The sequence below is a fragment of the Pedobacter superstes genome, assembly GCF_037622515.1.
GTDB lineage: Bacteria > Bacteroidota > Bacteroidia > Sphingobacteriales > Sphingobacteriaceae > Paradesertivirga > Paradesertivirga superstes.
Genome location: NZ_JBBJCN010000009.1, coordinates 88,154 through 114,447 on the forward strand (window position 1 = coordinate 88,154; position 26,294 = coordinate 114,447).

Annotated in this window: 22 protein-coding genes; 12 read left to right on the forward strand and 10 right to left on the reverse strand. The window is 38.1% G+C overall.

All coding sequences use genetic code 11. The features are described 5' to 3' along the window. The first annotated feature begins 64 nt into the window (after positions 1-64). From WG906_RS17950 to WG906_RS17960, 3 genes are all read left to right on the forward strand, one after another. Positions 65-1,423 (forward strand): glutamine synthetase family protein, encoded by a 1,359-nt coding sequence (locus WG906_RS17950; RefSeq protein ID WP_339994245.1) that lies wholly within the window; start codon positions 65-67, stop codon positions 1,421-1,423. Between the two features lie 59 nt (positions 1,424-1,482). Next, positions 1,483-2,520 carry a hypothetical protein gene (locus WG906_RS17955; protein ID WP_339994246.1) on the forward strand — a complete coding sequence of 346 codons (1,038 nt, stop codon included), beginning with the start codon at positions 1,483-1,485 and terminating at the stop codon, positions 2,518-2,520. A 102-nt stretch (positions 2,521-2,622) separates the two neighbouring features. Further along, a complete protein-coding gene (locus tag WG906_RS17960) occupies positions 2,623-3,489 on the forward strand; it encodes an HAD-IIA family hydrolase (RefSeq protein ID WP_339994247.1) in 867 nt (288 codons plus the stop codon). A 6-nt stretch (positions 3,490-3,495) separates the two neighbouring features. On the opposite strand, the gene WG906_RS17965 is transcribed toward WG906_RS17960, so the two are convergent. Further along, on the reverse strand, positions 3,496-3,882 hold the full coding sequence (locus WG906_RS17965; protein ID WP_339994248.1) for a hypothetical protein: 387 nt from the start codon (positions 3,880-3,882) through the stop codon (positions 3,496-3,498). 339 nt (positions 3,883-4,221) lie between these two features. Between WG906_RS17965 and WG906_RS17970 the strand changes: the two genes are divergently transcribed. Together WG906_RS17970 and WG906_RS17975 are read left to right on the forward strand one after the other, a co-directional pair. Beyond that, the gene (locus tag WG906_RS17970; protein ID WP_339994249.1) at positions 4,222-5,103 is read left to right on the forward strand and encodes a PRC-barrel domain-containing protein; all 882 of its coding nucleotides are present in this window, start codon (positions 4,222-4,224) and stop codon (positions 5,101-5,103) included. Between the two features lie 84 nt (positions 5,104-5,187). After that, positions 5,188-5,514 carry an RNA recognition motif domain-containing protein gene (locus WG906_RS17975; RefSeq protein WP_339994251.1) on the forward strand — a complete coding sequence of 109 codons (327 nt, stop codon included), beginning with the start codon at positions 5,188-5,190 and terminating at the stop codon, positions 5,512-5,514. 39 nt (positions 5,515-5,553) lie between these two features. On the opposite strand, the gene WG906_RS17980 is transcribed toward WG906_RS17975, so the two are convergent. Next, positions 5,554-5,913 (reverse strand): hypothetical protein, encoded by a 360-nt coding sequence (locus WG906_RS17980; RefSeq protein WP_339994252.1) that lies wholly within the window; start codon positions 5,911-5,913, stop codon positions 5,554-5,556. Positions 5,914-6,026: 113 nt separating this feature from the next. On the opposite strand from WG906_RS17980, the gene WG906_RS17985 reads away from it, so the two are divergent. Then, on the forward strand, positions 6,027-6,770 hold the full coding sequence (locus WG906_RS17985; protein WP_339994254.1) for an EcsC family protein: 744 nt from the start codon (positions 6,027-6,029) through the stop codon (positions 6,768-6,770). 160 nt (positions 6,771-6,930) lie between these two features. Then, on the forward strand, positions 6,931-7,887 hold the full coding sequence (locus WG906_RS17990; protein ID WP_339994255.1) for an EamA family transporter: 957 nt from the start codon (positions 6,931-6,933) through the stop codon (positions 7,885-7,887). Positions 7,888-7,909: 22 nt separating this feature from the next. Here WG906_RS17990 and WG906_RS17995 read toward each other — a convergent pair whose 3' ends face one another. Further along, positions 7,910-8,860, reverse strand: coding sequence for a YihY/virulence factor BrkB family protein (locus WG906_RS17995; RefSeq protein ID WP_339994256.1), 951 nt, complete (start codon positions 8,858-8,860; stop codon positions 7,910-7,912). Positions 8,861-9,189: 329 nt separating this feature from the next. Between WG906_RS17995 and WG906_RS18000 the strand changes: the two genes are divergently transcribed. From WG906_RS18000 to WG906_RS18015, 4 genes are all read left to right on the forward strand, one after another. After that, positions 9,190-9,963, forward strand: coding sequence for a LytR/AlgR family response regulator transcription factor (locus WG906_RS18000; RefSeq protein WP_339994257.1), 774 nt, complete (start codon positions 9,190-9,192; stop codon positions 9,961-9,963). 86 nt (positions 9,964-10,049) lie between these two features. Next, positions 10,050-10,517, forward strand: coding sequence for a hypothetical protein (locus tag WG906_RS18005; protein ID WP_339994258.1), 468 nt, complete (start codon positions 10,050-10,052; stop codon positions 10,515-10,517). 377 nt (positions 10,518-10,894) lie between these two features. After that, positions 10,895-13,504 (forward strand): DNA mismatch repair protein MutS, encoded by a 2,610-nt coding sequence (gene mutS / locus WG906_RS18010; RefSeq protein WP_339994259.1) that lies wholly within the window; start codon positions 10,895-10,897, stop codon positions 13,502-13,504. 106 nt (positions 13,505-13,610) lie between these two features. Next, on the forward strand, positions 13,611-14,153 hold the full coding sequence (locus WG906_RS18015) for a C40 family peptidase (protein WP_339994260.1): 543 nt from the start codon (positions 13,611-13,613) through the stop codon (positions 14,151-14,153). A gap of 27 nt (positions 14,154-14,180) precedes the next feature. On the opposite strand, the gene smc is transcribed toward WG906_RS18015, so the two are convergent. Then, positions 14,181-17,741, reverse strand: a complete 3,561-nt coding sequence (smc, locus tag WG906_RS18020; protein ID WP_339994261.1) for a chromosome segregation protein SMC — start codon at positions 17,739-17,741, stop codon at positions 14,181-14,183. A 121-nt stretch (positions 17,742-17,862) separates the two neighbouring features. Here smc and WG906_RS18025 point away from each other — a divergent pair, with 121 nt between their 5' ends. Further along, entirely contained in the window at positions 17,863-18,333 is a 471-nt protein-coding gene (locus WG906_RS18025) for a tellurite resistance TerB family protein (RefSeq protein ID WP_339994263.1), read from the forward strand. 80 nt (positions 18,334-18,413) lie between these two features. Here WG906_RS18025 and WG906_RS18030 read toward each other — a convergent pair whose 3' ends face one another. The 6 genes from WG906_RS18030 to WG906_RS18055 form a co-directional block, all read right to left on the reverse strand. Further along, the gene (locus WG906_RS18030; RefSeq protein WP_339994264.1) at positions 18,414-19,274 is read right to left on the reverse strand and encodes a sigma-70 family RNA polymerase sigma factor; all 861 of its coding nucleotides are present in this window, start codon (positions 19,272-19,274) and stop codon (positions 18,414-18,416) included. 284 nt (positions 19,275-19,558) lie between these two features. Beyond that, positions 19,559-20,395 carry an MBL fold metallo-hydrolase gene (locus WG906_RS18035; RefSeq protein WP_339994266.1) on the reverse strand — a complete coding sequence of 279 codons (837 nt, stop codon included), beginning with the start codon at positions 20,393-20,395 and terminating at the stop codon, positions 19,559-19,561. Positions 20,396-20,454: 59 nt separating this feature from the next. Then, the gene (locus WG906_RS18040; protein WP_339994267.1) at positions 20,455-20,775 is read right to left on the reverse strand and encodes a DMT family transporter; all 321 of its coding nucleotides are present in this window, start codon (positions 20,773-20,775) and stop codon (positions 20,455-20,457) included. A gap of 119 nt (positions 20,776-20,894) precedes the next feature. Continuing rightward, positions 20,895-22,283, reverse strand: coding sequence for a dihydrolipoyl dehydrogenase (lpdA, locus tag WG906_RS18045; RefSeq protein ID WP_339994268.1), 1,389 nt, complete (start codon positions 22,281-22,283; stop codon positions 20,895-20,897). A gap of 135 nt (positions 22,284-22,418) precedes the next feature. Next, the gene (locus WG906_RS18050; protein ID WP_339994270.1) at positions 22,419-23,597 is read right to left on the reverse strand and encodes an AIR synthase related protein; all 1,179 of its coding nucleotides are present in this window, start codon (positions 23,595-23,597) and stop codon (positions 22,419-22,421) included. Between the two features lie 374 nt (positions 23,598-23,971). Beyond that, entirely contained in the window at positions 23,972-26,143 is a 2,172-nt protein-coding gene (locus tag WG906_RS18055) for a glutamine synthetase III family protein (protein ID WP_339994272.1), read from the reverse strand. Positions 26,144-26,294 lie beyond the last annotated feature (151 nt).

Sequence of the window (26,294 nt, forward strand, 5' to 3'; positions counted from 1 at the left end):
ACAGAACAGTTTTTTATGACTAAGTTTAGTTTTTATTAATACTTAAATATTCCTTCTTAATTACATGGATAAAGTTCAGATTATTAAATATTTGGATGATAATAAAATTGAAAGAATAAAATTCGCTTTTGCTGACATTGATGGTGTGTTACGCGGAAAAGTGATACATCGCAAGAAATTCCTCGAAGGCATCGAGAACGGTTATGGATTTTGTGATGTAGTATTTGGATGGGATAGTGCTGATGTTCTGTATGATAATGTGAGGGTGACGGGCTGGCATTCTGGCTATCCTGATCAAACTTGCAGGATAGATCTTTCTACTTTCCGTACCATTCCATGGCAGGATAATATCCCGTTTTTTATGGCCGATTTTAGTAAGAAGGAAGATTCGGGCTTGTCAGCTTGTCCCCGGTCTCTCCTTAAAAAAATTGCACAAGAATGTGCAGACATGGGCTTTATTCCGGCTTTTGCCCAGGAATTTGAATGGTTTAATTTCAAAGAAACACCCCAATCATTACAAGACAAAGAATTTACTAAAATACAGCCCATAACCCCCGGAATGTTTGGCTATTCCATCATAAGACCTTCCCTGTATGCAGATTATAACAATGATTTATTTACTCTGTTAGGAAAGTTTGACATTCCTTTGGAGGGCCTGCACACAGAGACCGGCCCGGGAGCGTATGAAGCCGCGATTATTTATGATGAAATCCTAAAATCTGCTGATAAAGCTGCCCTGTTAAAAACGTCCGTCAAAGAGATCGCATACCGGCATGGTATTATGGCCTCCTTCATGGCGAAATGGAATATGAACCTTCCCGGATGCAGCGGCCATATTCATCAAAGCTTATGGAACATGGAGAATTCTGAAAATTTATTTTTCAATGCAGGAGATCCCAATAAAATGAGCGATTTAATGAAGCAGTATCTGGCGGGTCAATTGTATTGCCTTCCCCATATTTTGCCAATGTATGCTCCAACGGTTAACAGTTATAAGCGTTTGGTTGAAGGCGCGTGGGCTCCCACAACAATAACATGGGGGGTAGAAAACAGGACTACCGCAATTCGGGTAATTAACTCCAGCGCTAAATATACCAGAATTGAAACCAGGGTGCCCGGGTCAGACGCCAATCCTTATTTAGCGATGGCAGCCGCACTTGCATCAGGATTATATGGAATAAAGAATAAACTTTCGCTGGAGAATCCTGGTACTGTTGGTAATGCTTATGCAGATGCTCTGCATACTCAGTTACCCTCTAATCTTTTTGAGGCCAGCCTCGCTATGAAAGATTCTGCTATAGCTACAGATCTGTTCGGGGACGATTTTGTTGAACATTTTACGCAAACCCGTTTATGGGAATGGAGGCAGTTTTCTAAGCAAGTAAGTGATTGGGAACTTAAAAGATATTTTGAAATTATTTAAATCTTTTAAACCAGATTATTAATAATTGCATACATCTTTGCGCTTTAATTTACCAAGCAATGGATTTTTTCAGAATAATAAAGAAAGCGTGGGACGGGTATGATGTTTCTAAGGTAATTAGTAATATCGAAGACATTAGCGCACTGGTTTCTACTAACCATGTTTATCGTATAACCTTTGAGGATGAAGATATTATAATTGCAAAACTTTCGAACTTTGGTAAGTTTGAGCACTTTCGAGAGGATCATCGCATTATACATTCTTTATCAAACAACCTGCTTTATCCCTTTGAAAATTTACTTGCCAAATCCTTACTAAAAAATAACAGAGTATATACATACCGCTACAGGCAGGGTAAAACGGATGCCTGGGTTGTTTTTTATAATCCTTCAAGGGTATTAGAACGTTTTCCACGAAGGCTGGATGAAGCCCATATCAGAAAATTCGGCCAGCAGATCGGCAAATTTCATAAGGCCTGCTCCAGGTTGAAAAATGTGCTGCCGAAATCTTCTAAAACTTTACGCACAGATGTTCAAAAACTGATCAGCCAGATTGGGCTAAATGAAAAATTGTTTGGCACTCGTTTACAGGCCGATTATTTAAAATATCATTGCGAGTTATTTTTAAAAAATCGCCTGAAGTTGAATGCGGGCTCCTTTGAAAATATCCCGGTATTCATCGATTGGAACATTGGGAATTTTTCCATTACCAAAGATTTTGAATTGTACTCGCGATGGGATTATGATTGGTTCAGAATGAGTTCACGAGTTATGGACTTCTACTTCTTTAGCAGGGTAGTGTCGGATGTTGGCGATCGTACAGTGTTTAGTTATGTGATTGATACCTTAAATGAAGATCGTTTTTTAATCTTTTTAGAAGAGTACCATAAAATTAATCCCTTAAGTGCTGATGAGGTGCGATTCATGCGGGAGGCTTACCGTTTTTTTATTCTCAATTATGTAATGAAAGACGGGAATTATTTTTTTAGCGAGCAATATGCCGGAAAACTTCAGTCGGAGGCCTTTGATATTTATTTACCTTCGGTAGACAGAGATTTTGATGCTCAGAAAATTCTGGATGCTTTAAAAATTAAATAAAGCCCGGTTATGTATAAAATTATCGTTGTATATCTCAGGAAACTTTATGCTTTCAGGCCTTTCATTGTTAAAAAACTTTAAATTAGATTTTAAATAACCCGAATGTTAAAAATTGATAATTTTAAATCTATTGTTGATAAATATGAGGTGATTTTTTTCGATGCATTTGGCGTTTTGAAAAATTATAAAGGACTTTTACCAGGAATAGAAAACACTTTCGCCTATATTGAATCCCAGAATAAGGAGTATTACATTGTCACTAATGATGCATCCCGGAGTCCTGCGCAATTGGCCGATTCGTACCATCGTATGGGGCTTGAGGCTATTTCTGCAGATCGAATTATTTCCTCGGGTATGCTGGCCAAAGAATATCTCGATTTAAAAGTCCACGAAGGTATCGTAGCCTATATGGGTACAGAAAACTCGGCTCATTATTTAGATAGTTCGGGTCTGTATACCTTGCCAATAAATGAAATTAATGATACCAATATTGAAAGAGTCAACGCGCTTGTTTTTCTTGACGATGAAGGCTTTGATTGGGCAAGAGATTTAAATACGGTGGTGAACTTGCTTAGGAAAAGACCAATTCCGGTAATTGTTGCCAATACCGATTATGCTTATCCCGTTAACAAACACGAAGTTGCAATTGCCATAGGTGGCATCGCAAAAATGGTTGAGAATATAATTGAACGCGATTTTATTCGATTTGGTAAGCCTGATTCGCAGATGTTTATGTTTGCTTATGACTTAATAAGGGAGTATAGGCACATTACGAAAAAGGAGATCGTGATGGTAGGAGATACCCTATATACAGATATTTTAGGCGGAAATAAATTCGGTCTGGATACAGTTCTGGTTTTCTCGGGGAACACCCTGCCAGCTGATGCGGAAATTAAAATGAGAACTACCGGAATTGTACCGACTTATATTTGTGAATCAGCTGTGGTAGATCGTGGCTTGATTTTTTAATCTTCTTTAATCAGCGGGTTTTCTTGCCAGGTTATGAATGGTTATCTGATAAATTATATCTTCTATAACACGTCCCAGTTTATCTTTGGCGTTTAAAAAGTGTTCTGTATAAAAGTCTTTAGTAATTTCTCCTGTTTCATCTTGCTCAGACATCTGATTAATGTCAGACACAATTTCTAATCGTAAATCTGTCTTATAGTCAATATCCTCTCTCTTACAGCTTTGATAGTAAACTGTTAAGAAAAGCTCAAACTTTTGATAGGCAAGGCGCAGATCGTTTATATTATCATTGGTATGCCCAGGCATTGCTTTAATCTCTCTTTCGATTTGTTTGCACAAGGTTATAAATGTTTTATCGTCAAAGTAAAACATTTCATATTCTTTAGTAATCATATATCAAATACAATTAACTGAGGGTTTGGGTTTCAAGATTTTGCATCAAATCCACTAAGTTGGGTTTCTGATAACTATAAAATCAAACTTAAAATAAACATACTTGTTATGAATAAAATCTATTAAAAATATTTGTTATGGCAGAACTTCATGTGCAACGAAAAAGGAAAACTTCCTGGTGGCTTTGGCTGATCATTATTTTAATCCTTGCCGCTGTTTTATATTATCTGTATATAAATTATTATCAGGGTAGTAACACTATAACTGGTCTGAGCCAAAACAGTGAATTATTTCTTTGGATATAATTTATGATAAGTTTTCATTTCTAAAAATAATACCATGAGTAACAATAAAAATAACCCTGAATATATACGTATTAAGGAGCTAGGCAGCAGCAAATATGAAGTTGCTAAGCATGAATCTGATATTCGAGACTGGACAGTTAAAAATGGGAAGGGAAGAATTCTCGGAAAAGTAAATGATCTGCTTTTCGATATAGAGTCAAATAAGGTTCTTTATCTGGTTCTGGATCTGGAAGGTAATGAGATGCACCTTCGCGACAGAAAAGTTCTCGTGCCCATCGGTATAGCTGAGGTGCATGAGGCCTACCAGAATGTAGTTTTTCCGGGAGTTATGGCCAACGAGCTAACTGAGTTACCAACCTATGAAAAAGGTAAAGTTAGCACCAGGGTTGAAGATGTTGTTCAGCATGCGTTCGCTAATACGGGTGACCAGGTTTCCGATAAATCTCAAAGTGGGAAAGAAGCTTATTATGAACCCTCAGATACTTTATCTTCTCAGCGGGATACTGCAAGTCTGAGACCACAAACGGTAATAGGTGTATTTGAACACACCACCCAGGGGCAGGTTGCTATTGAACATTTATTAGAAAATAATTTTCACCGAAACGAAATCGAGGTTTCTGGCAGGAGGACTGAAAATCAGGATGGTGAAACCGAGAATCATGATAACGGTGTCACAAACTGGTTTAAATCTGTTTTTGGTAATGATGATGATGCCAGGGCCTATACTGAGGCAGCTAAAACAGGCTGTGTAATAACCGTCCAGACCTCTTCGATTGAAGAAGCCGAGAAAGCTGCCCGAATTCTTGATAAGCATGGGGCTTTAAGTATTAAAGATAGTTTTAGTAATCAAAGTTCAAATTACAGAAGTCGTATTTTGGATCGGGATGAGGCAAAAGCCAGGTGGAATAAGGGTTAAGAAGAAGTAAAAAAAATAAGCTAACATTCGTATTACATTTTCTAAGTGGCTTAATCGTACCTTTATAGAAATTTTATAACATTAATGAAGATATTTATCAAAGGGCTCCCTGTAAAAGTGGAAGAGTCAGAATTAAAAGAGGTTTTTGGTGATTTTGGTTATGTAAAATCATTGAGAATTATCAAAGACCGCGAAACTGGCGAAAGCCGTGGTTTTGGTTTTGTGGAAATGCCAAATGATGCAGAAGCAAAGGATGCTATTGCAAACATGAATGGTGGTGATTACTATGGTCAAAGAATTCTTGTCTCTGAGGCGAAAGAGGATCCAGGCTTTGGTAATAATCGTCCTGGAGGCGGTGGTGGCGGAGGTTTTAACCGCAACAATAAAGCAACTGGAAGTTATAACCGATAATATATAAAACCGGCTCAAGCCGGTTTTTTTATGCCCTATTTATAAGCCGTTCTTGGGGCTGTAAATTAACATCTCCTGAACATAGTAATTTACATTTACTCCTTTAGACTCTAAGGATTTAATATTATTTATAAAAATTCGTATGTCAGGGCTCTGAATGCGATTTGATAAATAAATAGATCGTAAGGTTTCTAATTGCCTTTCAACACTTTCAATTTGCGCGCCCAGTTTGCGCTCATTTTTATCCGGACTTTCTAAAAATTTCTTTAACGTTTCTTTAGGCGTTCTCAAAACCACATATGTAGAATCTCCTTCTTTTAATGGTTCCAATTTTCCATATTGCGCAAAGCCGGAGAAGGAAATGGTGAAAAATAACAGGAGAAAAAATATTCTTTTCATGGGTTTAATCCGTCCGCTAAATTAAAAGATGGGTTACTAATTTAATAACAATATATATAACATTTTAGTATTGTAAGGGGTTTATTTCAAAGAATATTTTAAAAGCACATCCAATGGATCTTTATGAAAAACAGGCCTTATTTGAATTAGAGATCTGGAAAAAAGGAATACTTAGAGACCCCTCTTTTACAGATATACTTTCAAAGAAAATCCAGACTAAAATTAATAATGTTATACCCGATAAAGTGCACCAGGCCATTACCCTTACTATTCAGAAAATGGTGCAGGTGGTACTATTTGGATCTGCATATAGTACATCCAAACCTTTAGAAAATGCTTCTTTACAGTACAGGGAGGCATTTGTAAAGAGACAGATTGAAATGTATAAAAAAACTGCTTCCGCAGAAGGAGGTATTACGGGTGCTGGTGGCATATTATTAGGCATGGTTGATTTTCCAGTTTTATTGGGGATCAAGCTGAAGTTATTGTTTGAAATTGCTTCATTATATGGCTACAACGTGAAAGATTATCGAGAGCGTTTGTATATCCTATATGTTTTTCAATTAGCATTCTCAAGCAGGAAAAGGCAGAAAGAGATTTTTGAATATTTATTGAAATGGAGCTCTTACCGGAAATCATTACCTGCAGATGTGGAGCAATTTGATTGGCGAACGTTTCAGCAAGAATATAGAGATTATATAGATCTTGCTAAAATGGCACAGTTAATACCTGTAATTGGTGCAGCAGTTGGAGCCATAGCGAATTATAAATTGATTGCCAAACTGGGGATTACAGCTATGAATTGTTATAGAATGCGCGATGAAGTACTGTTGAAAGACATTGATAAATTAATGTAAAAGTACTTCTGAAACTGATCGCCTTTTCCTATAAGTAAAGGTCATAATTTCTTTAAATTTCTTATGTTCACCGACTACACTATTAAATTGACACTTATTTGTTAAACCCCAGTCGGGAGGCATTTATTTTTGCAGCTTCAAAGCCTAAGAACTAAATAAAATGATAGAATCGGGTGAAGAGGAGAAGCCGGCATCATCGGTTAACGTAATAATTGCTTTTGCCACAGTTTATATAGTTTGGGGCTCTACTTACTTTTTTATTCAGAAGGCTATTCATAGTTTTCCGCCTTTTATGCTTGGGGCATTGCGGTTTTCTGCGGCTGCTCTGATTATGCTTATTTGGTGTGTTTACAAAAAGGAAAAAGTATTTGTTGCCAAGCAAATATTGCATGCTGTAATAGGTGGCTTACTTTTATTGTTTGTTGGAAACGGAGCGGTTATATGGGTAGAGCAATACATGCCCAGCGCTGTTGTGGCTATAATGGTGTCTTCATCTCCTCTATGGTTCGTTTTACTCGATAAACCTAAGTGGTCGCAGAACTTGAGTAGTAAATCGACAGTTTTGGGTATTATAATAGGTTTTATGGGTGTCGTGCTTTTGTTTTATAAAAGTATAGAGGCTGGTCTTTCCGGAGATGCAACCATCGAAGCGGGAGGGATGCTGCTTGTAACCATAGCAGCTATTTCATGGGCTGGAGGATCTCTTTATTCAAAATATAATAGCGCAGGAAGTCCTGCAATAGTAAATTCAACATGGCAAATGCTGGCAGCAGCTTTGGCCTTTGCCATTGGTGGTTTTTTAAGAGGAGAACAGAATGGTTTTGAAATTGCTTCTGTAACTGCCGAATCATGGTGGGCAGTAATCTATCTGGTTATCTTTGGTTCGATCGCCGGATTCAGTGCATATGTGTGGTTGTTGAAAGTGCGGTCGGCAACTCAGGTAAGCACCTATGCCTATGTAAACCCAGTTGTGGCTGTTTTACTTGGGGTGCTATTTGCCGGAGAGAAAATCTCGGCCATGCAAATTACCGGACTGGCCGTAATTTTATTAAGCGTGTTGATGATTAACCTTGCAAAGTACAGAAAAGAAAAAATGCTGGGCCGTGGACGAGGCTAAGTGATCTGCTTGCCGCATTTATCTATTTAGATTCATCATCGGCAAATACTTCCATTACCTGATATTTGAAGGCCTCTTTTACAGGTGTTATAGGAAGGTTTAAGTCGTCACTCATTGCTTTTATAAAACAACCTCCATAATAGAAAATGAGGGAAGAATAAAAGACAAATAGTAAAATCAGAACAATAGAACCTGATGCGCCATAAATATTGCTGATATTACTTAATGACAATAACCATTTGAGGAGCACTTTTCCAAATGAAAATAATACCCCGGTGAAAAAACCACCTGCAAGTGCAGCGATCCATTTAGGGCGACCATCGGTTAAAAAGCGAAAAATTATCGAGAACCATGTAGTTACAGTTGCCACAAACAGGAGCTCATTCACCAATCCGTTTAAAAAATTACCCGCTCTCGGACCCAAATAATTAAAGTATTCCCCTAAAATAACCTGCATACTTTCGATAAATATCAGAATTAGAAACAGCAAGCCTCCAAGTAGAATTGCCATTAAGGAACGGCCCCGAAGCTTAAGGTAGAACCACAGCCCTGGATGTGCCTTAACCCGGATTTTCCAAATTTGATCAAGTGAGTTCTTTATTACAGAAAATAAAGTTGTAGCTACAAAAAGCAGAAAAATGAAGCCTACAGAAAGGGCGAATAGATTTTGGGATAAGGAATTGAAGTTTCTTAATACCTGTTGAACCTGTAATGCACTGGTTTTACCCATTAGGTTTGCCAGACGGCTAATTAGTTGCGAGCTCAACTCGTTTCTGTTAAGAAACAGACCGAATAGCTGGGTAAGGATAATAAGTATGGGAGGTAAGGCGAAAGTGGAAAAAAAAGCCGTCGCACCAGCCAGACGCAGAGGATCATTTTTTTTTAATTCGCTAAAAGATTGATGCATCCATTTAGTGATAAGCTTTAAACTTAAATATAAATTACGCCAGCTAAATGTTTGGAATTTGGACACTTTGATTTGTTTTTTGGGCAAATATATTCCCTAATCTATGTAAAAAAAACACCGATTTAAAATACCTTAACTATTGTAAGAGAATTTCATCTTAGAATTGAAAATTTCTGGTTACGAAACAACATGTTTATATTTTTCTGCTTAAAGTTGTTTTTGTAACTACTAAAACTTTTTATTTAGTTTTATTTTAATGTTGTTTAAGTATACGTGTAAACACTCAAAGTTGTATTTTTACAACTCGTTACTTCATGTATAAAGGAAGAGGCCTGAATTCAAAAGGGTTATCCATTATACTGAGTTTCTACTGTATGAAAGCCTATATTCAATCTATGAAATGCTACATTCTTGATGATTATACAAGTATTAAAATCATTTCGAAGTATATATCAAATTATAAAGAACTAAAAATCGTCGGTAGTTCTGGCAGTACTCTGGTTGCTTATAATGAAATTATGACTTTGCAACCAGATATTGTTTTTATAAATAGTTCTTTACCGAAACTGAATCTGGACAAACTGGATTTTGTAACTGCTTTTATCTACACTGCCGATGCTCCTCATTTTGCTGCTGAAGCTTTTGAAAACAACGCGGTGGATTATTTAATGAAGCCCTTTACCCTGGAACGATTTTCAAAGTGTATAGAGAAAGTTATTCAAAAGAAAGTGGAAGCTAATGCCGAAATATTGAAGGATAAGAGCCGGGGAAACGATTATTTTTTCGTTAAAAATGAATCCAGAGGAAATAAAGTTATCAGGATTAAATATGACGATATTATTTACATCGAAGCGTCTCAGAATTATGTTAATATCCACCTGACAAATAAAAGTCATCTTATTTATTTGACGATGAAAGAGCTTGAAGACTTTTTGCCTTCTGATAAATTCGTCAGGGTTCATAAATCATATCTTATAAATGAACAAAAAATTACTTCCATTGACGGGAATAAAATCTGTTTAGAAGATATGTATACAATTCTATATAGCGGTTCTTATAAAAAAGGTTTGTTAAGTAAAGTTCACCCTAAACTGATTACTTCCAAACGCAGGTTTGATAAACCATTAAACGATTTGCCTGATGAGGGCCTGGGTTTAAATATCGACTAAGCCGTCAGAGACAAGGCCTGTCATTTTAAAACAGCAAGAACAAAAATAAAAAATGCATGTTTTTAAGTTATCTGTAAAACATAGCTATGATTATCGAACCAAGTGAAGCCTGTGATGAATTTAATAATTCGGGCGAAGATCAATCAGATAATGAAGACTCAAAAAGTCTGGAGGAGCAGGAACAGCTAAACTCCGAAAATTTGTCACAGCGTATTGAAGAGGAGAATGAACCCGGCAATGAGCTTAATGAGGAAACTCCTGAGCAGATGACTCCAGGCGAAGAGGCAATGAGTAGTTTTTTCGAAAGAACGAACGAAATTCCTGACGATAATTTATTTCCGGATGATGATAGGCCTTTAACAAGGAATCTTTTAGGCGATAATCCTCCCGGAAGTGAAAGCGCGTCTTTCGAATCGGGGAATGTAGGCGATGCCAGCGCTGCACAGTTTAAATACGACGAAGAAAATTTAATAGAGGGCTTCCGCGAAAATCTGGATAAGACCGAACAGCAGATTAATTTGGACAAGAAGCTGAAAGATGATTTAACAGATTAAGTAGAAATTTTCGCGGAAAAACACCGGAGAGTTAAAATTCTGATTTTTCGAAAATCATTTCGTGTACGCAGAATGGCATTTCGTCACGGCAACTGGGTGGTTCGTGTAATAAATTTAAAAATGTGTAATTTATTAAACACCTTGCATACATGGAAAGGATGTTAAACTTAACATCTTATGATTGAAGGCCCTACATCTACCCTGAAAACCTTGAAGATCAACGTCCATAAAACATAAAATAATCAAAAGGAAAGGAAACTTTCCTTTTGTTATTTTAGAATAATTTGGAATGGATTAATTCACAAAAGTTGATTTTTCCACAATCCTGTAATATCCTTCTTAATAACATAATTTAGCTGGTTAATAATTTAATTCCCTTGGCTAAGACCGAAGTTAAAGAAACTCCCTTAATGCAGCAGTATAACAGCATTAAGATTAAATATCCTGGTGCCTTATTGCTGTTCAGAGTGGGTGATTTTTATGAAACCTTTGGAGAAGACGCAATCAAAGCTTCGTCCATTCTTGGAATTGTTCTGACTAAGAGGGCAAATGGTTCTGCTTCTCATATAGAACTTGCCGGATTTCCTCACCATTCTCTGGAAACGTATTTGCCAAAGCTGGTACGTGCAGGACAGCGGGTTGCAATCTGCGATCAGCTGGAGGACCCTAAGACAACAAAGACTATAGTGAAGAGGGGAGTTACCGAACTGGTAACTCCTGGAGTTTCGTATAGCGATAATATCCTGCAGCAAAAGTCTAATAATTACCTTGCTTCCATATATTTTGAAAAAAGTACACTGGGTATAGCCTTTTTAGATATTTCTACAGGGGAGTTTTTAGTAGCCCAGGGTAATAGTGATTATATTGATAAATTGCTTCAAACCTTCAAGCCAACTGAAGTCATCTTTCCAAAAAACCGAAAGCGGGATTTTGTGGAAACTTTTGGCGATCGTTTTTACACATATACTTTAGATGAATGGCCATACACCGGCGATTATGCGAATGAATCGCTTTTAAAGCACTTTGATGTTAAATCTCTAAAAGGATTTGGTATTGAGCGATTGCCGGTTGCTATTATAGCTGCCGGGGTTGCACTTCATTATCTGAATGAAACTGAGCATCGTAATCTTCAGCATATTTCATCTATCTCCAGGATTGAAGAAGAACGATATATGTGGCTCGATCGTTTTACTATCCGCAATCTCGAACTTATTGGCTCTGCCAACGAAAATGCAGTGACTTTAGTCGATGTTTTAGACCAGACCTGCTCGCCGATGGGAGCAAGAATGCTGAGACGGTGGATCGTAATGCCTTTAAAGGAAAAGAAACCCATTGAGGCCAGGTTAAATGTAGTAGATTTTCTTATCCGGGATGAAGAGATCCGCGAATCTTTACTGCATGAAATTAAACAGATCGGCGACCTGGAGCGTCTTATCTCCAAAATTGGCTTGCTTAAAGCCAATCCACGCGAGGTGTGTCAGTTAAAACGTGCCTTGTTTGCAACAGAATCAATTAAAGAGCTTTGTGAACAAACCGATAATCTTGCTTTAAAAACTATAGCGGAACAATTGAATCCATGTGCATTGATACGGGAAAAAATTGATCGTGAATTGAATCCGGAACCTCCAGTCTTAGTTATAAAAGGAGGGGTGATAGGAGAAGGTATAGATGAGGAGCTTGACAGATTACGTAAAATAGCTTTTGGTGGAAAGGGATATTTGGTAGAAATTCAAAAACGGGAAGCGGAAGTAACCGGAATTCCCTCACTAAAAGTTGCTTTTAATAATGTCTTTGGTTATTACCTGGAAGTTACCAATTCCCATAAAGATAAAGTGCCTTCAGAATGGATCAGGAAACAAACTCTGGTAAATGCAGAAAGATATATAACGCCTGAATTAAAGGAATATGAAGAACAGATTTTAGGCGCTGAGGAAAAGATTCACGTGATTGAGAACAGGCTCTATAATGAGCTTGTGCTGGCTCTTTCCGAGTATATTAAGCCCATACAGCTAAATGCGCAGCTGATCGCTCAGTTAGATGTGTTACTGTGTTTTGCAACCCTGGCAATTAAGAACTATTATGTTAAACCGCAGATTGATACCAGCAATGTATTGGATATTAAAGGGGGGCGCCATCCTGTAATAGAGAAGCGGCTTCCGGTAGGTGAGACTTATATAACAAATGATGTATTTCTCGACAGCGAAACCCAGCAGATTATCATTATAACCGGGCCCAATATGGCCGGTAAATCGGCTTTACTGCGGCAAACCGGCTTAATAGTACTAATGGCTCAAATGGGATCTTTTGTTCCCGCCAAGGAAGCTAAAATTGGGGTGGTGGATAAAATATTTACACGAGTGGGTGCTTCAGATAATTTATCATCGGGGGAATCAACTTTTATGGTTGAGATGAATGAGACAGCTAGTATTCTGAATAATCTTTCTGATAAAAGTTTAATTCTGCTCGACGAAATTGGCCGGGGTACTTCAACATACGACGGAATTTCAATTGCCTGGGCCATTGCAGAATTTCTGCATACTAACCCTGTCGCGAAATCAAAAACCCTTTTTGCAACGCATTACCATGAGCTAAATGAACTTTCCAACACATTTAACCGGATAAAAAACTTCAATATATCGATAAAGGAAGTTGGAAATAAAGTTATTTTTCTCCGCAAGCTGGTTCCAGGTGGCAGCGAGCATAGTTTTGGTATTCACGTGGCAAAAATGGCAGGTATGCCACCCAAATTAATTAATCGTGCTAACGAAATTTTAAGGCGCTTAGAACAGGAGCGCACAGGCGGAGAGCACATTAAAGACAGTATAAAAAAGGTTCAGCAGCAAGCTTATCAATTACAGATGTTCTCAATTGATGATCCTGTTTTAGTTAAAATTCGCGATTTACTTAATAATCTGGATGTTAATACCCTCACTCCGGTCGAAGCATTGATGAAGCTTGATGAGATTCAGCGGGTTTTAAAGGCATAATAAATTTTTGATATTCTTACGTTTATACATCACGTTGTGGATGTTATCAACCTCTGTTAAGAACTTCATTAGCCTGTCCGAATCAATTTTTAAGATATTGGGTCCTATGATGATTTTATACAAGAGAAAATTAAATTTTTTATCCATCCTATTTATTGGAGCTCTTGTTTTTACATCTTGTAAAAGCTCAAAAATTCTTACCGATGCTTCAACTGCCAGAAACAAAGATTTTAAGGGGAATGTTCAGGAGCGCTATGCCGCTTTGATGAATGTTGATGAAAAAGATATCAGAAATGAAAAGCTTTACCGTTTCATAGACGATTGGATGGGAGTTCCAAATGTTCCCGGCAGGATGGATAAAAAAGGAGCAGATTGTTCAGGCTTTACCGTTTTACTTCAAAAAGAGATTTATAATCGTCAGCTACCCCGAACTGCATCACAAATGGCTGAAAGTATAAAAAGAAAGTACGAGGATGAATTAAAAGAAGGTGACCTTGTGTTTTTTAATTTTAACGGGCAGAAATTCAATCATGTTGGCATTTATCTTCAAAATAATCGATTTGTACATGTTTCTACCAGTAAAGGGGTTATTGTAAGTAATCTTAAAGACCCCTGGTATTATAAATATTTTTCGCGTGGCGGATTGTGATAAGTTTTGTTCGATAAGTTGGGATATTTAAGCAACTTCTCTCAAATCTACAGCCACAACTCTTGAAATTCCCTGTTCTACCATTGTAACTCCGTAAATAATGTCGGTGCTGGCTATAGTTCTCTTGTTATGCGAAACTATAATGAACTGTGACTGATTTGAGAATTTCCGGATGATATTGTTGAACTTATCAATATTCGTGTCATCAAGAGGGGCATCTACTTCATCAAAAATACAAAAAGGTGCGGGTTTAAGCAGATATAGTGAGAAGAGCAGGGCGGTGGCTGTAAGTGTTTTCTCACCACCCGACAACTGGTTAATGGATAGAGGTCTTTTTCCTTTTGGCCGGGCAATAATATCAATGTCTGATTCAAGGGGATTTTCAGGATTATTTAAAATTAAATCGCAATTATCTTCTTCATTAAAAAGTGACCGGAATACCCGGATAAAATCCTCTCTGACGTGAGTAAATGCGGCCATAAATTTATCCTTAGCCGTTTCGTCTATTTCTTTTATGGTTTCGAGTAATGAAGATTTAGCAGTAAGCAAATCTTTCTTTTGGGTTTGAATAAATGTAAACCGTTCATTCATTTCACGATAAGCCTCCATTGCCATAGGGTTGATGCCGCCAAAGTCGTCAAGTTGCTGTTTTAATCGTTCGGTTTTTTCTTTCAAAACAGATTCACTTTCTTTTTCCTGATTTTGTACTGAATCATCAGTTTCACCAGCATCAAGCAGATCGTTGATGTCAATTGAAAATTCAATCGAAAGGCGTTCTTTTAAAGCATTCAGCTCGAGCTTCAGGCTTGTTTTTTTATCCTTGATCTCATTGAAAATTACATCTGCCTGCTCTTTGGTTTTCCTTAGGGTTGAGATTGAATTCTCGATTTCAGCGATAAGCCCCTTTGCTTCATAGTACTTCTGTTCCGATTCAGAAACTCCTTTTTCAAACTCTTCTTTTTGAACATACATACTGATCAGGTCCTCATCCGAATGATCTACATGTTGTAAGGTATCAGTGATGTCTGCCCGGGTTTTATTTAGTTCGGCAGAATTCAATTCTATTTTATTCTCAAGTGTTCTTTGCTGACTATCACGGTATTCTAAATCTTTTTCAATACCCGATACTTTGTTCTGCTGCTGATGAAATCGAATGTTTTCCTGGTTGAAGGATGTCGATTTTTCTGTAACCAAATCAGAAAGTTCCTGAAATGCCTGTTGCTTCTCAATAAGCAAATTGCCGGCCTCATATTTTTGTGTTTTCAATTCAATAAGCCTGGGCTCTGCTTTCTGAAAATCCTCTTCAATAGATTTTATCTTCTGTTCAATATCTTTCTGGCGATTCTGGCTGTTTTGAATGAAAGCAGCATACTGCTCCTGCCTGGTGCTTAATGAGATGAGATCGTTGTTTAAGCGGTTTATTTCTTGCTGTAATATGAGGATTTCCTGTTTTTTTAAGGATGTTTTCAGGTCTGCAACTTTATGTCCTTCCTGCTCAATAAAGGTTTTTAGTGTACTTATCGAATTTTCCAGCGAGCGGATCTCTTTCGCTAAGTTTTCAAGATTTTTAGCTCTGCCGATGCGTTTTCCTTCAAACAATCCTACCGATCCGCCGGTCATACTTATCCGGTTCTTTGTGAATTTTCCGCTGCTGCTGAGAATTACCAGGCTATTTTCCGGGAGCGCGTTCCCCAGTTCTTCCTCATCGCCGGTTGAGAGGTAAACATTTTTTAGGAGATGTCTGCACAAACGTCCATATTTATCATCCACATCGATGATACTTAAAGCGGAAATAAAATTGCTGCTCGCAATAACAAGCTCTTCTGGTTCCGGATTTTTCTCCAGGGCCTCGAGTATGAAGAAATTTGCCCTTCCTTTTGCCGAATCGCTCAATAGTCTGATTGCCTGTATCGCCTCAGCCTGAGTTTCTACCACGTAGTGATTCATTACCGGCTCCAGATAATTCTCAATAGCAATCCGGTAATCTTCTTTACAAAAAAGTACGTCGGAAAAAAGTGGCGCCTGTTTTGCCCAGCCGGTGTTTTTTTTCAAGAATCGTATCGACTCAGGAAATCCTTCCAGATTATCAACTAACGATTTGATTAAATTGTATTCGTTTTGTTTGGAATCCAGTCTTCGGCTTTCGCCGGATAATTTGTCCTTATGCAGATGGATCTGCTCTTCAGTATTGCTGATTTGTAGTTGAAGTGCTTCTTCATGCTCGACCAGATCAGCTGATTCTTTACTCTTAATGGCTAATTTTTGCTCAACTTCAAAGATGGCTTTGTTAAACTCATTTAGTTCTGCCTCTTTCGATTCAGCGTCACTTGAATTTCTGCTGATCTCCTGTTTAAGCGCATCTTTCTGAATGTTTAATACAGTAAGTTCTTTCTCAGAGTTGTATACTTGATTTTGAAGGTTGCTATTGTCTTTTACCAGGGCATCTAATCCTGCTTTAGACGATTGCTGCTGAACCCTTAATTCATCAAGTTCTTCTTTTTTATCGCTGAGGTTGCTTTTTATAGAATTGAGATGTTCAGTCTCAAGCATATGCTCTTCATGGAGCCTTTTAACGTTGTATAACACATGATTGAGTTGATTCTTGTCTTTTTCAAGTTCTTCGCTTACCCGTTTTTCTTTTTCCTGTAAATAACGTAACTGCTCGTTCTTTATCTTTTTCTCACTTTCGTAAGCCCTGATTTTAGAGGTGAATTCATTCGTTGCCTTTTGCTGCGCAGAAAGATTTTTTTCTTTAGTCAGAGCTTCACTCTTTTGCTGTTGCAGAGCTGCCTCGAGTTTGTCTATTTGTGTGGTTATTTCTGTTATATCAACAGAATTGTTTAATTGCTGCTCATCAAGTTTTTCCAGCGATTCTCTGTAGCCGACAATTTTAAAAGAGGCCAGCGTAATACTCATGGCTTTGTACTGCTCCTTTAATTTATAATACCTTTCGGCTTTTTTTGCCTGGTTTTCTAATGTTTTGAGGTTTTTTTCTATTTCGAATAGGAGATCTTCAACCCGGCTCAAATCCGCTTCTGTTTCCTTAAGCTTATTTAATGTTTGTTTTTTGCGCAGCTTGTATTTAGATATCCCTGATGCTTCCTCAAACAGTGCACGTCGCGACCCTTCTTTATTGGCGATAATTTCATCAATCATTTTCAGCTCAATGATAGAGTAGGAGTCGGCGCCTATTCCGGTATCAAGAAACAGGTCGGTTATATCTTTTAATCGGCATTGCACATCATTCAGGCGGTATTCACTCTCGCCACTCCGGTATAGTTTACGGGTGATTGTTACCTGAGAATAATCGGTGGGAAGGATGTTTTTTGTGTTATCGAAGGTCAAAGATACTTCTGCAAGCTGTGAGGGTTTACGTGATTTTGTCCCGTTGAAGATGATATTCTCCATCTTTTCTGATCGGAGCATACGTGTGCTTTGTTCACCCAAAACCCAGCGGATGGCATCTACCACGTTCGATTTTCCGCAGCCATTTGGCCCGACGATCGCAGTAACGCCTTCGTTGAAGTTAATCGTAATTTTATCACCAAAGCTTTTAAAGCCCTTTATTTCCAGCCGGTTTAATTGCATCTTTTTTAAAAAGGCAAAAGCCTAAAACACCTCACAAAAAATGGATTAGCAATTTATAGATTTTATGCAGTTTATAGTATATTTTTTATGTTAAAATCTTAATTTATTGTACTTTGCTTGTATGGAAAACCTTTTACCTTTTCTTGCGGGTCTGGCATATATGGCTTATAAAATCTATGAGAATTACCAAAAAGGTCAGGAAGAAGCCAGAAAACGTAATCCTTCTCAGCCGTATTCAGATGTTGAAGAAGAAACCTATCAGGAGTGGAAGGGAGAGGATATTTATGTTCCCACTAAATCTATTCTTGATAAAGAGGTTCCGCCCGAAAAATATCATGAGCCCAAATATGAGCGTATGATTGAAACTCCCTACCGTGAGCCGGTTAGGAAAGAAGCCAAAGCAACAATACCAAGCGTCGTTGAACTATTTAATCCGGAGGAACCCGCCGAAGAGGTGGTAAAAAACCGCGAAATACATGCGCCTCATAGACACAAGTTTGTAGCAAGTCAGGAGGAAGTGGACCTGTCTTCTGATTTTGATTTCAGAGATGCTATTATTAAGGAGGCCGTTTTAAACAGGCCGCAGTATTAATTTCCTTTGCAATCCAGATTTTATTCCAAAAAAAAAAGGCCTACATTTCTGTAAGCCTTTCTTTAGTATTTAGTCAAAATTTATCCCAGATAAGATTTTAAAATTTTACTTCTTGAGGTATGACGCAGGCGCTGTAAAGCTTTATCCTTAATTTGTCTTACGCGTTCGCGGGTAAGATTGAATTTCTCTCCGATTTCTTCAAGAGATAAAGGATGATTACTGCCTAGGCCAAAGAAAAGAACGATAATTTCACGCTCGCGTTCGGTTAAGGTTTGTAATGAACGTTTGATTTCTTCAGATAATGATTCGTCAATTAAGTTACTATCTGTGCTTTGTTCTCCGTTCTCCAATACATCCAACAATGTATTTTCTTCACCTTGAACAAATGGTGCATCCATAGAAACATGGCGACCCGAGTTACTTAATGTATCAGATATTTTGTCAACGGTGGTTTCTAAAGTATCTGCCAGTTCTTCCGGAGAAGGCTCGCGTTCGTATTCTTGTTCGAGCCTTGAAAAGGCCTTACTTATTTTACTTAGTGAACCTACCTGGTTTAAAGGTAAACGAACAATACGGGATTGCTCTGCAATGGCCTGTAAAATTGACTGGCGAATCCACCATACAGCATATGAAATGAATTTGAAACCTTTAGTTTCATCAAAACGTTTTGCGGCCTTAATTAAGCCAAGATTTCCTTCATTAATAAGGTCACCTAAGGTAAGACCCTGGTTTTGATACTGTTTTGCAACAGAAACTACGAAACGTAAATTTGTCTTGGTTAAGCGTTCTAAAGCGGCCTGATCACCTTCGCGAATTTTTTGAGCAAGAATTACTTCTTCTTCAGCAGTGATTAAGTCTACTTTACCAATTTCGTGTAAATATTTGTCGAGAGATTGTGACTCACGATTGGTAATGGATTGTGTTATTTTGAGTTGTCTCATTTAAAGTACGATACCCCTTTGTTAAAGCGTTTGCAAAGTTAAAAACTTTTATAAGGATTTAACGCTAAAAAAGGAGAAAAGTTGTAATAAAATTTATTATAAATTCAAAGCTTTTGTTAACAAAAATCGTTCCAGTTGATATTTTAGGGTGATTTTTATGAGGGGAAAATGAAAAATATGAATATGGATAAAAAAAAATGAGCGGTATTTTCTTTCGTCATAAGAAATATTTAAGCCGCACTTCTGATACTCAATAACGTTTATAAATATGAATAGGTATTTCTTTAAATATTTTTTAGACTGAACGTTTCGCCCAATCGTATTCCTCTTTCAGTGTTAATTAGTGTGCAGCACTCATTTACTGCGTCGTGCTCCATGAAAAGAATGTACTCCCTTTCAAAGGCCTCGTTTAAAATTTCCTTTTTTTCTTCCATAGATTTCAAAGGAAATACATCATAGCCAGCTACATACGGGATTGGTATATGGCCGCTTGTAGGAATTAAATCTGCAGTATAGAGTATAGTTTTGCCTTTATAATGTATTTCCGGCAGCATCATGGCATCTGTATGTCCAAAAGTAAAGCGGACTTTAATGTCATTGCTAAATTCCGGGTGTTCGGGATCTATAAATTTAAGCTGTCCGCTTTCCTGAATTGGTAAGATGTTCTCTTTTAAAAAGGAAGCTTTTTCTCTTTCGTTTGGATAAAGGGCCCAGTTCCAGTGTTTCTCATTGCTCCAGTAAGTAGCGTTTTTAAATGCAGGAACTAAGTTTTCTCCATTTCTTTCAATCGCTCCGCCGACGTGGTCCAGATGCAGGTGTGTAAGGAACACATCAGTTATATCATCTTTGGAAAATCCGCATGTTGCCAGAGACTTTTCCAGCGAGTCATCTCCATGCAAAGAGTAATAACTTAAGAACTTTTCGCTTTGTTTATTTCCTATACCCGTATCTACTAATATGAGCCTGTTTCCGTCTTCAATAAGCAGAGAACGCATAGCAAATGTGCAAAGGTTCTTTTCGTCGGCAGGATTAGTTTTACTCCAAATGGTTTTAGGAACCACGCCAAACATCGCACCCCCGTCTAACTTAAAGAGTCCGGTTTCTATCGAGTAGAGATTCATATTATGAGGATAAGGGTAAAATCTGGAAGCATCTTTGTAATTATTCCTTCAAGGTCAAATTAACTTTTAGTAACTACTTTTAATCCTAAAATAGAAGCTATCAGTAGAAATAAAAAAAATAATCTCCAGAAGTCAGACGACTCTTTAAATAAAAATATGCCGACCAATACAGATCCAGCTGCTCCAATGCCTGTCCATACTGCATATGCAGTTCCCATGGGCAAGGTTTGAATGGCTTTATTGAGTAAAATAAAGCTAAGGCTTATACAAATAAAGAAGCCTATGCTCCAGCCGGGCCGGCTGAAATTATTTGATAATTTTAAGCAGGTAGTAAAACCAATTTCAAACAAACCACCAAGAATGAGGAAGAACCAAGCCATAGGGATTTACAATTTTTGATTTACGAATTAAACGTAAAACCAAGGGATTAATAAAAAAAACCTGCCGTTTGGCAGGTTATAGTATATTGGTAGCAATGCCTTTCAGCATTTTGCTTGTTTTACAAATGTATCACTTCTCCGTATGCATCAGCGGCAGCTTCCATAATAGCTTCGCTCATGGTTGGGTGAGGGTGTACTGTTTTTACGATATCCATACCGGTTGTTTCAAGTTTCCGTGCAACAACGATTTCGGCGATCATTTCTGTCACATTTGCCCCGATTAGGTGAGCTCCAAGAAACTCGCCGTATTTGGCGTCGAAAATAACTTTTACAAATCCGTCTTTAGTTCCGGCTGCGCTTGCTTTTCCTGAAGCTGAGAATGGGAACTTACCCACTTTTACTTCGTAGCCCGCTTCTTTAGCAGCTTTTTCAGTGTAACCAACAGAAGCTATTTCCGGAGAGCAGTAGGTACATCCCGGAATATTATTATAATTTAAAGGCTCGGGATGATGTCCGGCGATTTTTTCTACACAAATAATTCCTTCAGCAGATGCAACGTGAGCCAGGGCCTGACCGCCTACAATATCACCGATAGCATAAACGCCTTCAATATTGGTTTTATAAAATCCGTCAACAAGCACACGACCGCGATCGGTTTTTACACCAACTTCTTCCAGTCCTAAATTTTCAGTGTTTGGGGTGATACCCACAGCAGAAAGAACAATTTCAGCTTCCAGTGTTTCAACGCCTGTTGCAGTTTTAACCTTTGCTTTACATCCGTTTCCTGAAGTGTCTACAGATTCAACGTTCGCGCTGGTTAGAATTGTTATCCCGGCTTTTTTCAGGCTGCGTTCAAGCTGTTTTGAAATTTCTTCATCTTCAACCGGAACAATACGATCCATGAATTCTACTACTGTAACTTTAGTGCCAAGGGCACTATAAAAGTACGCAAACTCAATACCTATAGCTCCAGAACCAACAACGATCAGACTTTTAGGCTGTTCTGGCAAATTCATTGCCTGGCGGTAACCTATTATTTTTTTACCATCCTGTTTCAGATTTGGTAATTCTCTTGAACGGGCTCCTGTTGCAAGAATAGTGTGTTTAGCGCTATATTCCTTAGATGACCCATCGGCTGCTTTGATATCAATTTTACCGCCTTTTTTAATTTTGGCAGTACCCATGATTACATCGATTTTGTTTTTCTTCATCAAAAACTGGATGCCTTTACTCATCCCGTCTGCAACACCTCTGCTGCGTTTGATTACAGCACCAAAATCAGCTTCTCCGCCCTGAACTTTAATTCCATAGTCGGCTGCATGATTGATATATTCAAATACCTGAGCACTTTTTAACAAAGCTTTTGTAGGAATACATCCCCAGTTAAGGCAGATACCACCAAGAGATTCGCGTTCTACGATGGCTGTCTTCAATCCAAGCTGAGAAGCTCTGATTGCTGCAACATACCCTCCAGGACCGCTTCCAATAACGATTAAGTCGTAATTCATGAGAATTCTAATTATATTTATTTTGACCGGGCCAAATCTACAAATTGTGTAGCTTTTTCGGGTATAAATTCTATTGTATCGTACATTTTAGATAATAAAACTCCCTATAGCATTCCAATTTGTTATCTGGCTTATTTAATGATAGATAAAAGTTCCAAATTCCGATTTCACAGTGACCTGTTTCGTCTCCGCTTTTTCAACTCTTCCAACTATCTGCGCATCGATATTAAAACTTTCCGACAAATTGATAATGTCCCGGGCGATTTCTTCAGAAACATATATTTCCATTCGATGGCCCATGTTAAATACTTTGTACATTTCTTCCCAGCTCGTCCCGGATTGTTCCTGGATTAGCTTGAAAAGAGGAGGGATAGGGAACAGGTTGTCTTTTATAATATGTAAATTTTCTATAAAGTGCAGAACTTTGGTTTGAGCGCCTCCACTGCAATGTACCATCCCGTTAATCTGAGAGCGATACTTATCGAGAATGCTTTTAATTATAGGGGCATACGTTCGGGTTGGAGAGAGAACCAATTTACCTGCTGTAACATTTTCATCACCGCCCACGTCAATCAGATCAGTTAATTTCTTATTTCCTGCAAATACCAGTTCATAAGGTACTGCCGGATCATAACTTTCAGGATATTTTTCCGCTATATATTTATGAAACACATCGTGACGGGCAGATGTAAGCCCGTTAGAACCCATGCCTCCGTTATACTCTTGCTCATAGGATGTTTGTCCGTAAGAGCTTAAGCCCACAATAACATCGCCCGCCTTTATCCTGTCGTTAGAAATCACTTCATCGCGTTTCATCCGGCAGGTAACTGTAGAATCAACAATTATTGTTCTTACCAAATCACCCACGTCGGCGGTTTCACCGCCTGTGGAGTAAATGCCAATTCCAAGTTCGCGTAGCTCCGAAAGTATTTCTTCTGTGCCATTGATGATTTCGGCAATAACTTCGCCGGGAATCAGGTTTTTATTTCGTCCGATGGTGGATGAAAGTAAAATATTATCCGTAGCACCAACACATAAAAGGTCATCCAGATTCATGATAATTGCATCCTGTGCAATACCTTTCCAAACCGATTTATCCCCTGTTTCTTTCCAGTAGATATATGCCAGTGATGATTTTGTGCCGGCCCCGTCAGCATGCATAATATTGCACCATTGAGGATCGCCTCCCAAAATATCCGGAATTATTTTACAAAATGCTTTTGGAAATAAGCCTTTATCAATATTCTTTATAGCGTTATGAACATCCTCTTTTCCGGCCGATACACCGCGCTGATTGTATTTAAGATCTGACATTAAGGGCAAAAGTAAGAGTTAGATGTGAGATATCAGAGGAGATGTAAGATTTTAGATGTTAGACATAAAGTAAGGGAGGATTTGCGAAAGATACAAACACATCCCTAACCCCTCTCGAGAGGGGAATTATAGTGCTTTAGGCTGGCGTGAAATTTTGCAGTAAGATTAATGGATTATTAGATAAAAGAGCAAAAAAATAACAAATCAGTAAATCGAGATTCCCCTCTTGCGAAAGGATGTAGAAATCATTAATAATTCACCAGGTTTAATGAGGTGTGTTGTTACTCATTTATTTTAAGAGAGCCCCTTAAACGACAAAAGTTCCGCATAATGCGGAACTTTTCCAAGCCTAATGTCTAAATCTCGACTCCATTTTACTTAATAAACAATAGCTCTCTAAATTTTGGCAGAGGCCATTTATTATCAGCGACAACCTGTTCAAGTTTATCCACATGGTAGCGGATCTGCTCAAAATGTGATTTAACCTTTTCATCATAGGCAATCGCTTTTTCCCTGTTATCTTCAATAATATTAGCTTTTTTACGCTCTTCAACCATCGATCTTACATCAGTATTTATGCTGTTGACGTGTTCTGAAATTTTGGTAATAAATTCCAGCTGTGCTGCATAAGTTTCTTTGCCTAAGCCGATCTCTTTTAAGCCTTTAACATTTTCAATTAAGTCTGTTTGATACGAAATAGCTGCAGGAATGATTACGTTATTAACCATTTCGCCCATTACGCGGGCTTCGATCTGAAGTTTTTTGTAATAATTTTCTAAAAGAATGTCGTGACGGGCATGCGCTTCGCGCTTGCTGTACACGGCCATTTCTTCGAAAAGTTTTTGAGTTTTATCAGATAATAGTGCATCAAGTGCTCTGGGAGTAGTTTTAATATTGGATAACCCTCTTCCTTCAGCTTCTTTTGCCCATTCTTCGCTGTAACCATTTCCTTCAAAACGAATTGCTTTGGATTCTTTGATATAGCGCTTAATTACCGTCATCAGGGCCACATCCTTTTTCTCGCCCTTTTTCAGAAGTTTATCGACTTCAAATTTGAACTTGTTTAACTGATCGGCGACAATAGTATTTAAAACAGTCATTGGATCGGCAGAGTTGGCAGATGAACCAACGGCACGTAATTCAAATTTATTACCAGTAAAGGCAAAAGGTGAGGTACGGTTACGATCTGTATTATCTAATAAAATCTGAGGTACTTTAGGGATATTGGTCCATAAAGCATTCTCCTGCTTCATTTTCGAAGTAACCCGGGAAGATTCTATTTCATCCAGTACATTACTTAACTGGCTTCCAAGGAAAATTGAGATAATTGCCGGAGGAGCTTCATTGGCGCCTAAGCGATGGTCGTTATTAACCGATGCGATAGATGCTCTTAATAAATCTGAATGCTCATATACTGCCCTGATGGTATTCACGAAGAAAGTAAGGAACATCAGGTTGTTTTTTGGCGTTTTACCCGGAGAAAGCAAGTTCTTACCTGTATTCGTAATTAACGACCAGTTATTATGCTTTCCTGAGCCATTTATTCCGGCGAAAGGTTTCTCGTGTAATAACACTTTAAAGTTATGACGACGGGCCACTTTATCCATGATATCCATTAACAATTGATTGTGGTCAATAGCTAAGTTAATCTCTTCATAGAGGGGAGCACACTCAAATTGTGATGGGGCAACTTCGTTATGTCGCGTTTTTAAAGGTATCCCCAATTTGATCGACTCAACTTCCAGTTCCTGCATAAAGGCCAGAACACGCCCGGGGATGGAACCGAAATAATGGTCTTCCAGCTGCTGGTTCTTAGCAGACATATGCCCGAATAAAGTTCTGCCGGTTAAATATAAATCGGGGCGGGCATTGAATAAAGAAAGGTCTACAAGGAAATACTCCTGTTCAATACCTAAAGAGGCATTTACTTTTTCGACTGCTTTGTCAAAATATTGAGCTACACCTACTGCAGCTTTATCTAAAGCTAATAATGCTTTTAATAAAGGCGCTTTATAGTCGAGGGCTTCGCCAGTATAGGCGATAAAAACAGTTGGAATACAAAGAGTGCTGCCAATAATAAAGGCAGGGGAAGATGGGTCCCAAGCGGTGTAACCACGAGCTTCAAAGGTGCTTCGGATTCCACCGTTAGGAAAGCTTGAAGCATCAGGCTCTTGCTGTGCTAGTGCATCGCCGGAAAATTTCTCCATAGCATTGCCATCGCCATTTGGCTCAAAAAATGAATCATGTTTTTCTGCAGTTGAACCTGTTAAGGGCTGAAACCAGTGTGTGTAATGAGTAGCACCCAAACCAATTGCCCATGATTTCATAGCAGCAGCTACCTGTTCGGCAATATCCCTTTCAATAGAAGCTCCATGAACTATAGAATCGTTTACACTCTCCATAGCTTCTTCGGAAAGAAACTCCTTCATTTTTTTCTTATCAAAAACATTGCAGGCATATATTTCTGAAAGCCTGGGTGGAAGCTTTACTTCCGGTATATTCCTGGTTAATACGGCATTTAGTGCTTGAAATCTAAGACTCGGCATGATTTGTACTCGTGTTTTTAAATAATTTATAAACTATGGAATTGAGGTTCAAAGATTTGCAATTTATAGCATACCACCAATTAATGTTTAAAAAAAAATAATGAATGGTCATAATATTTTCTTTAACTGAAATAATTTTTATGGAAAATGT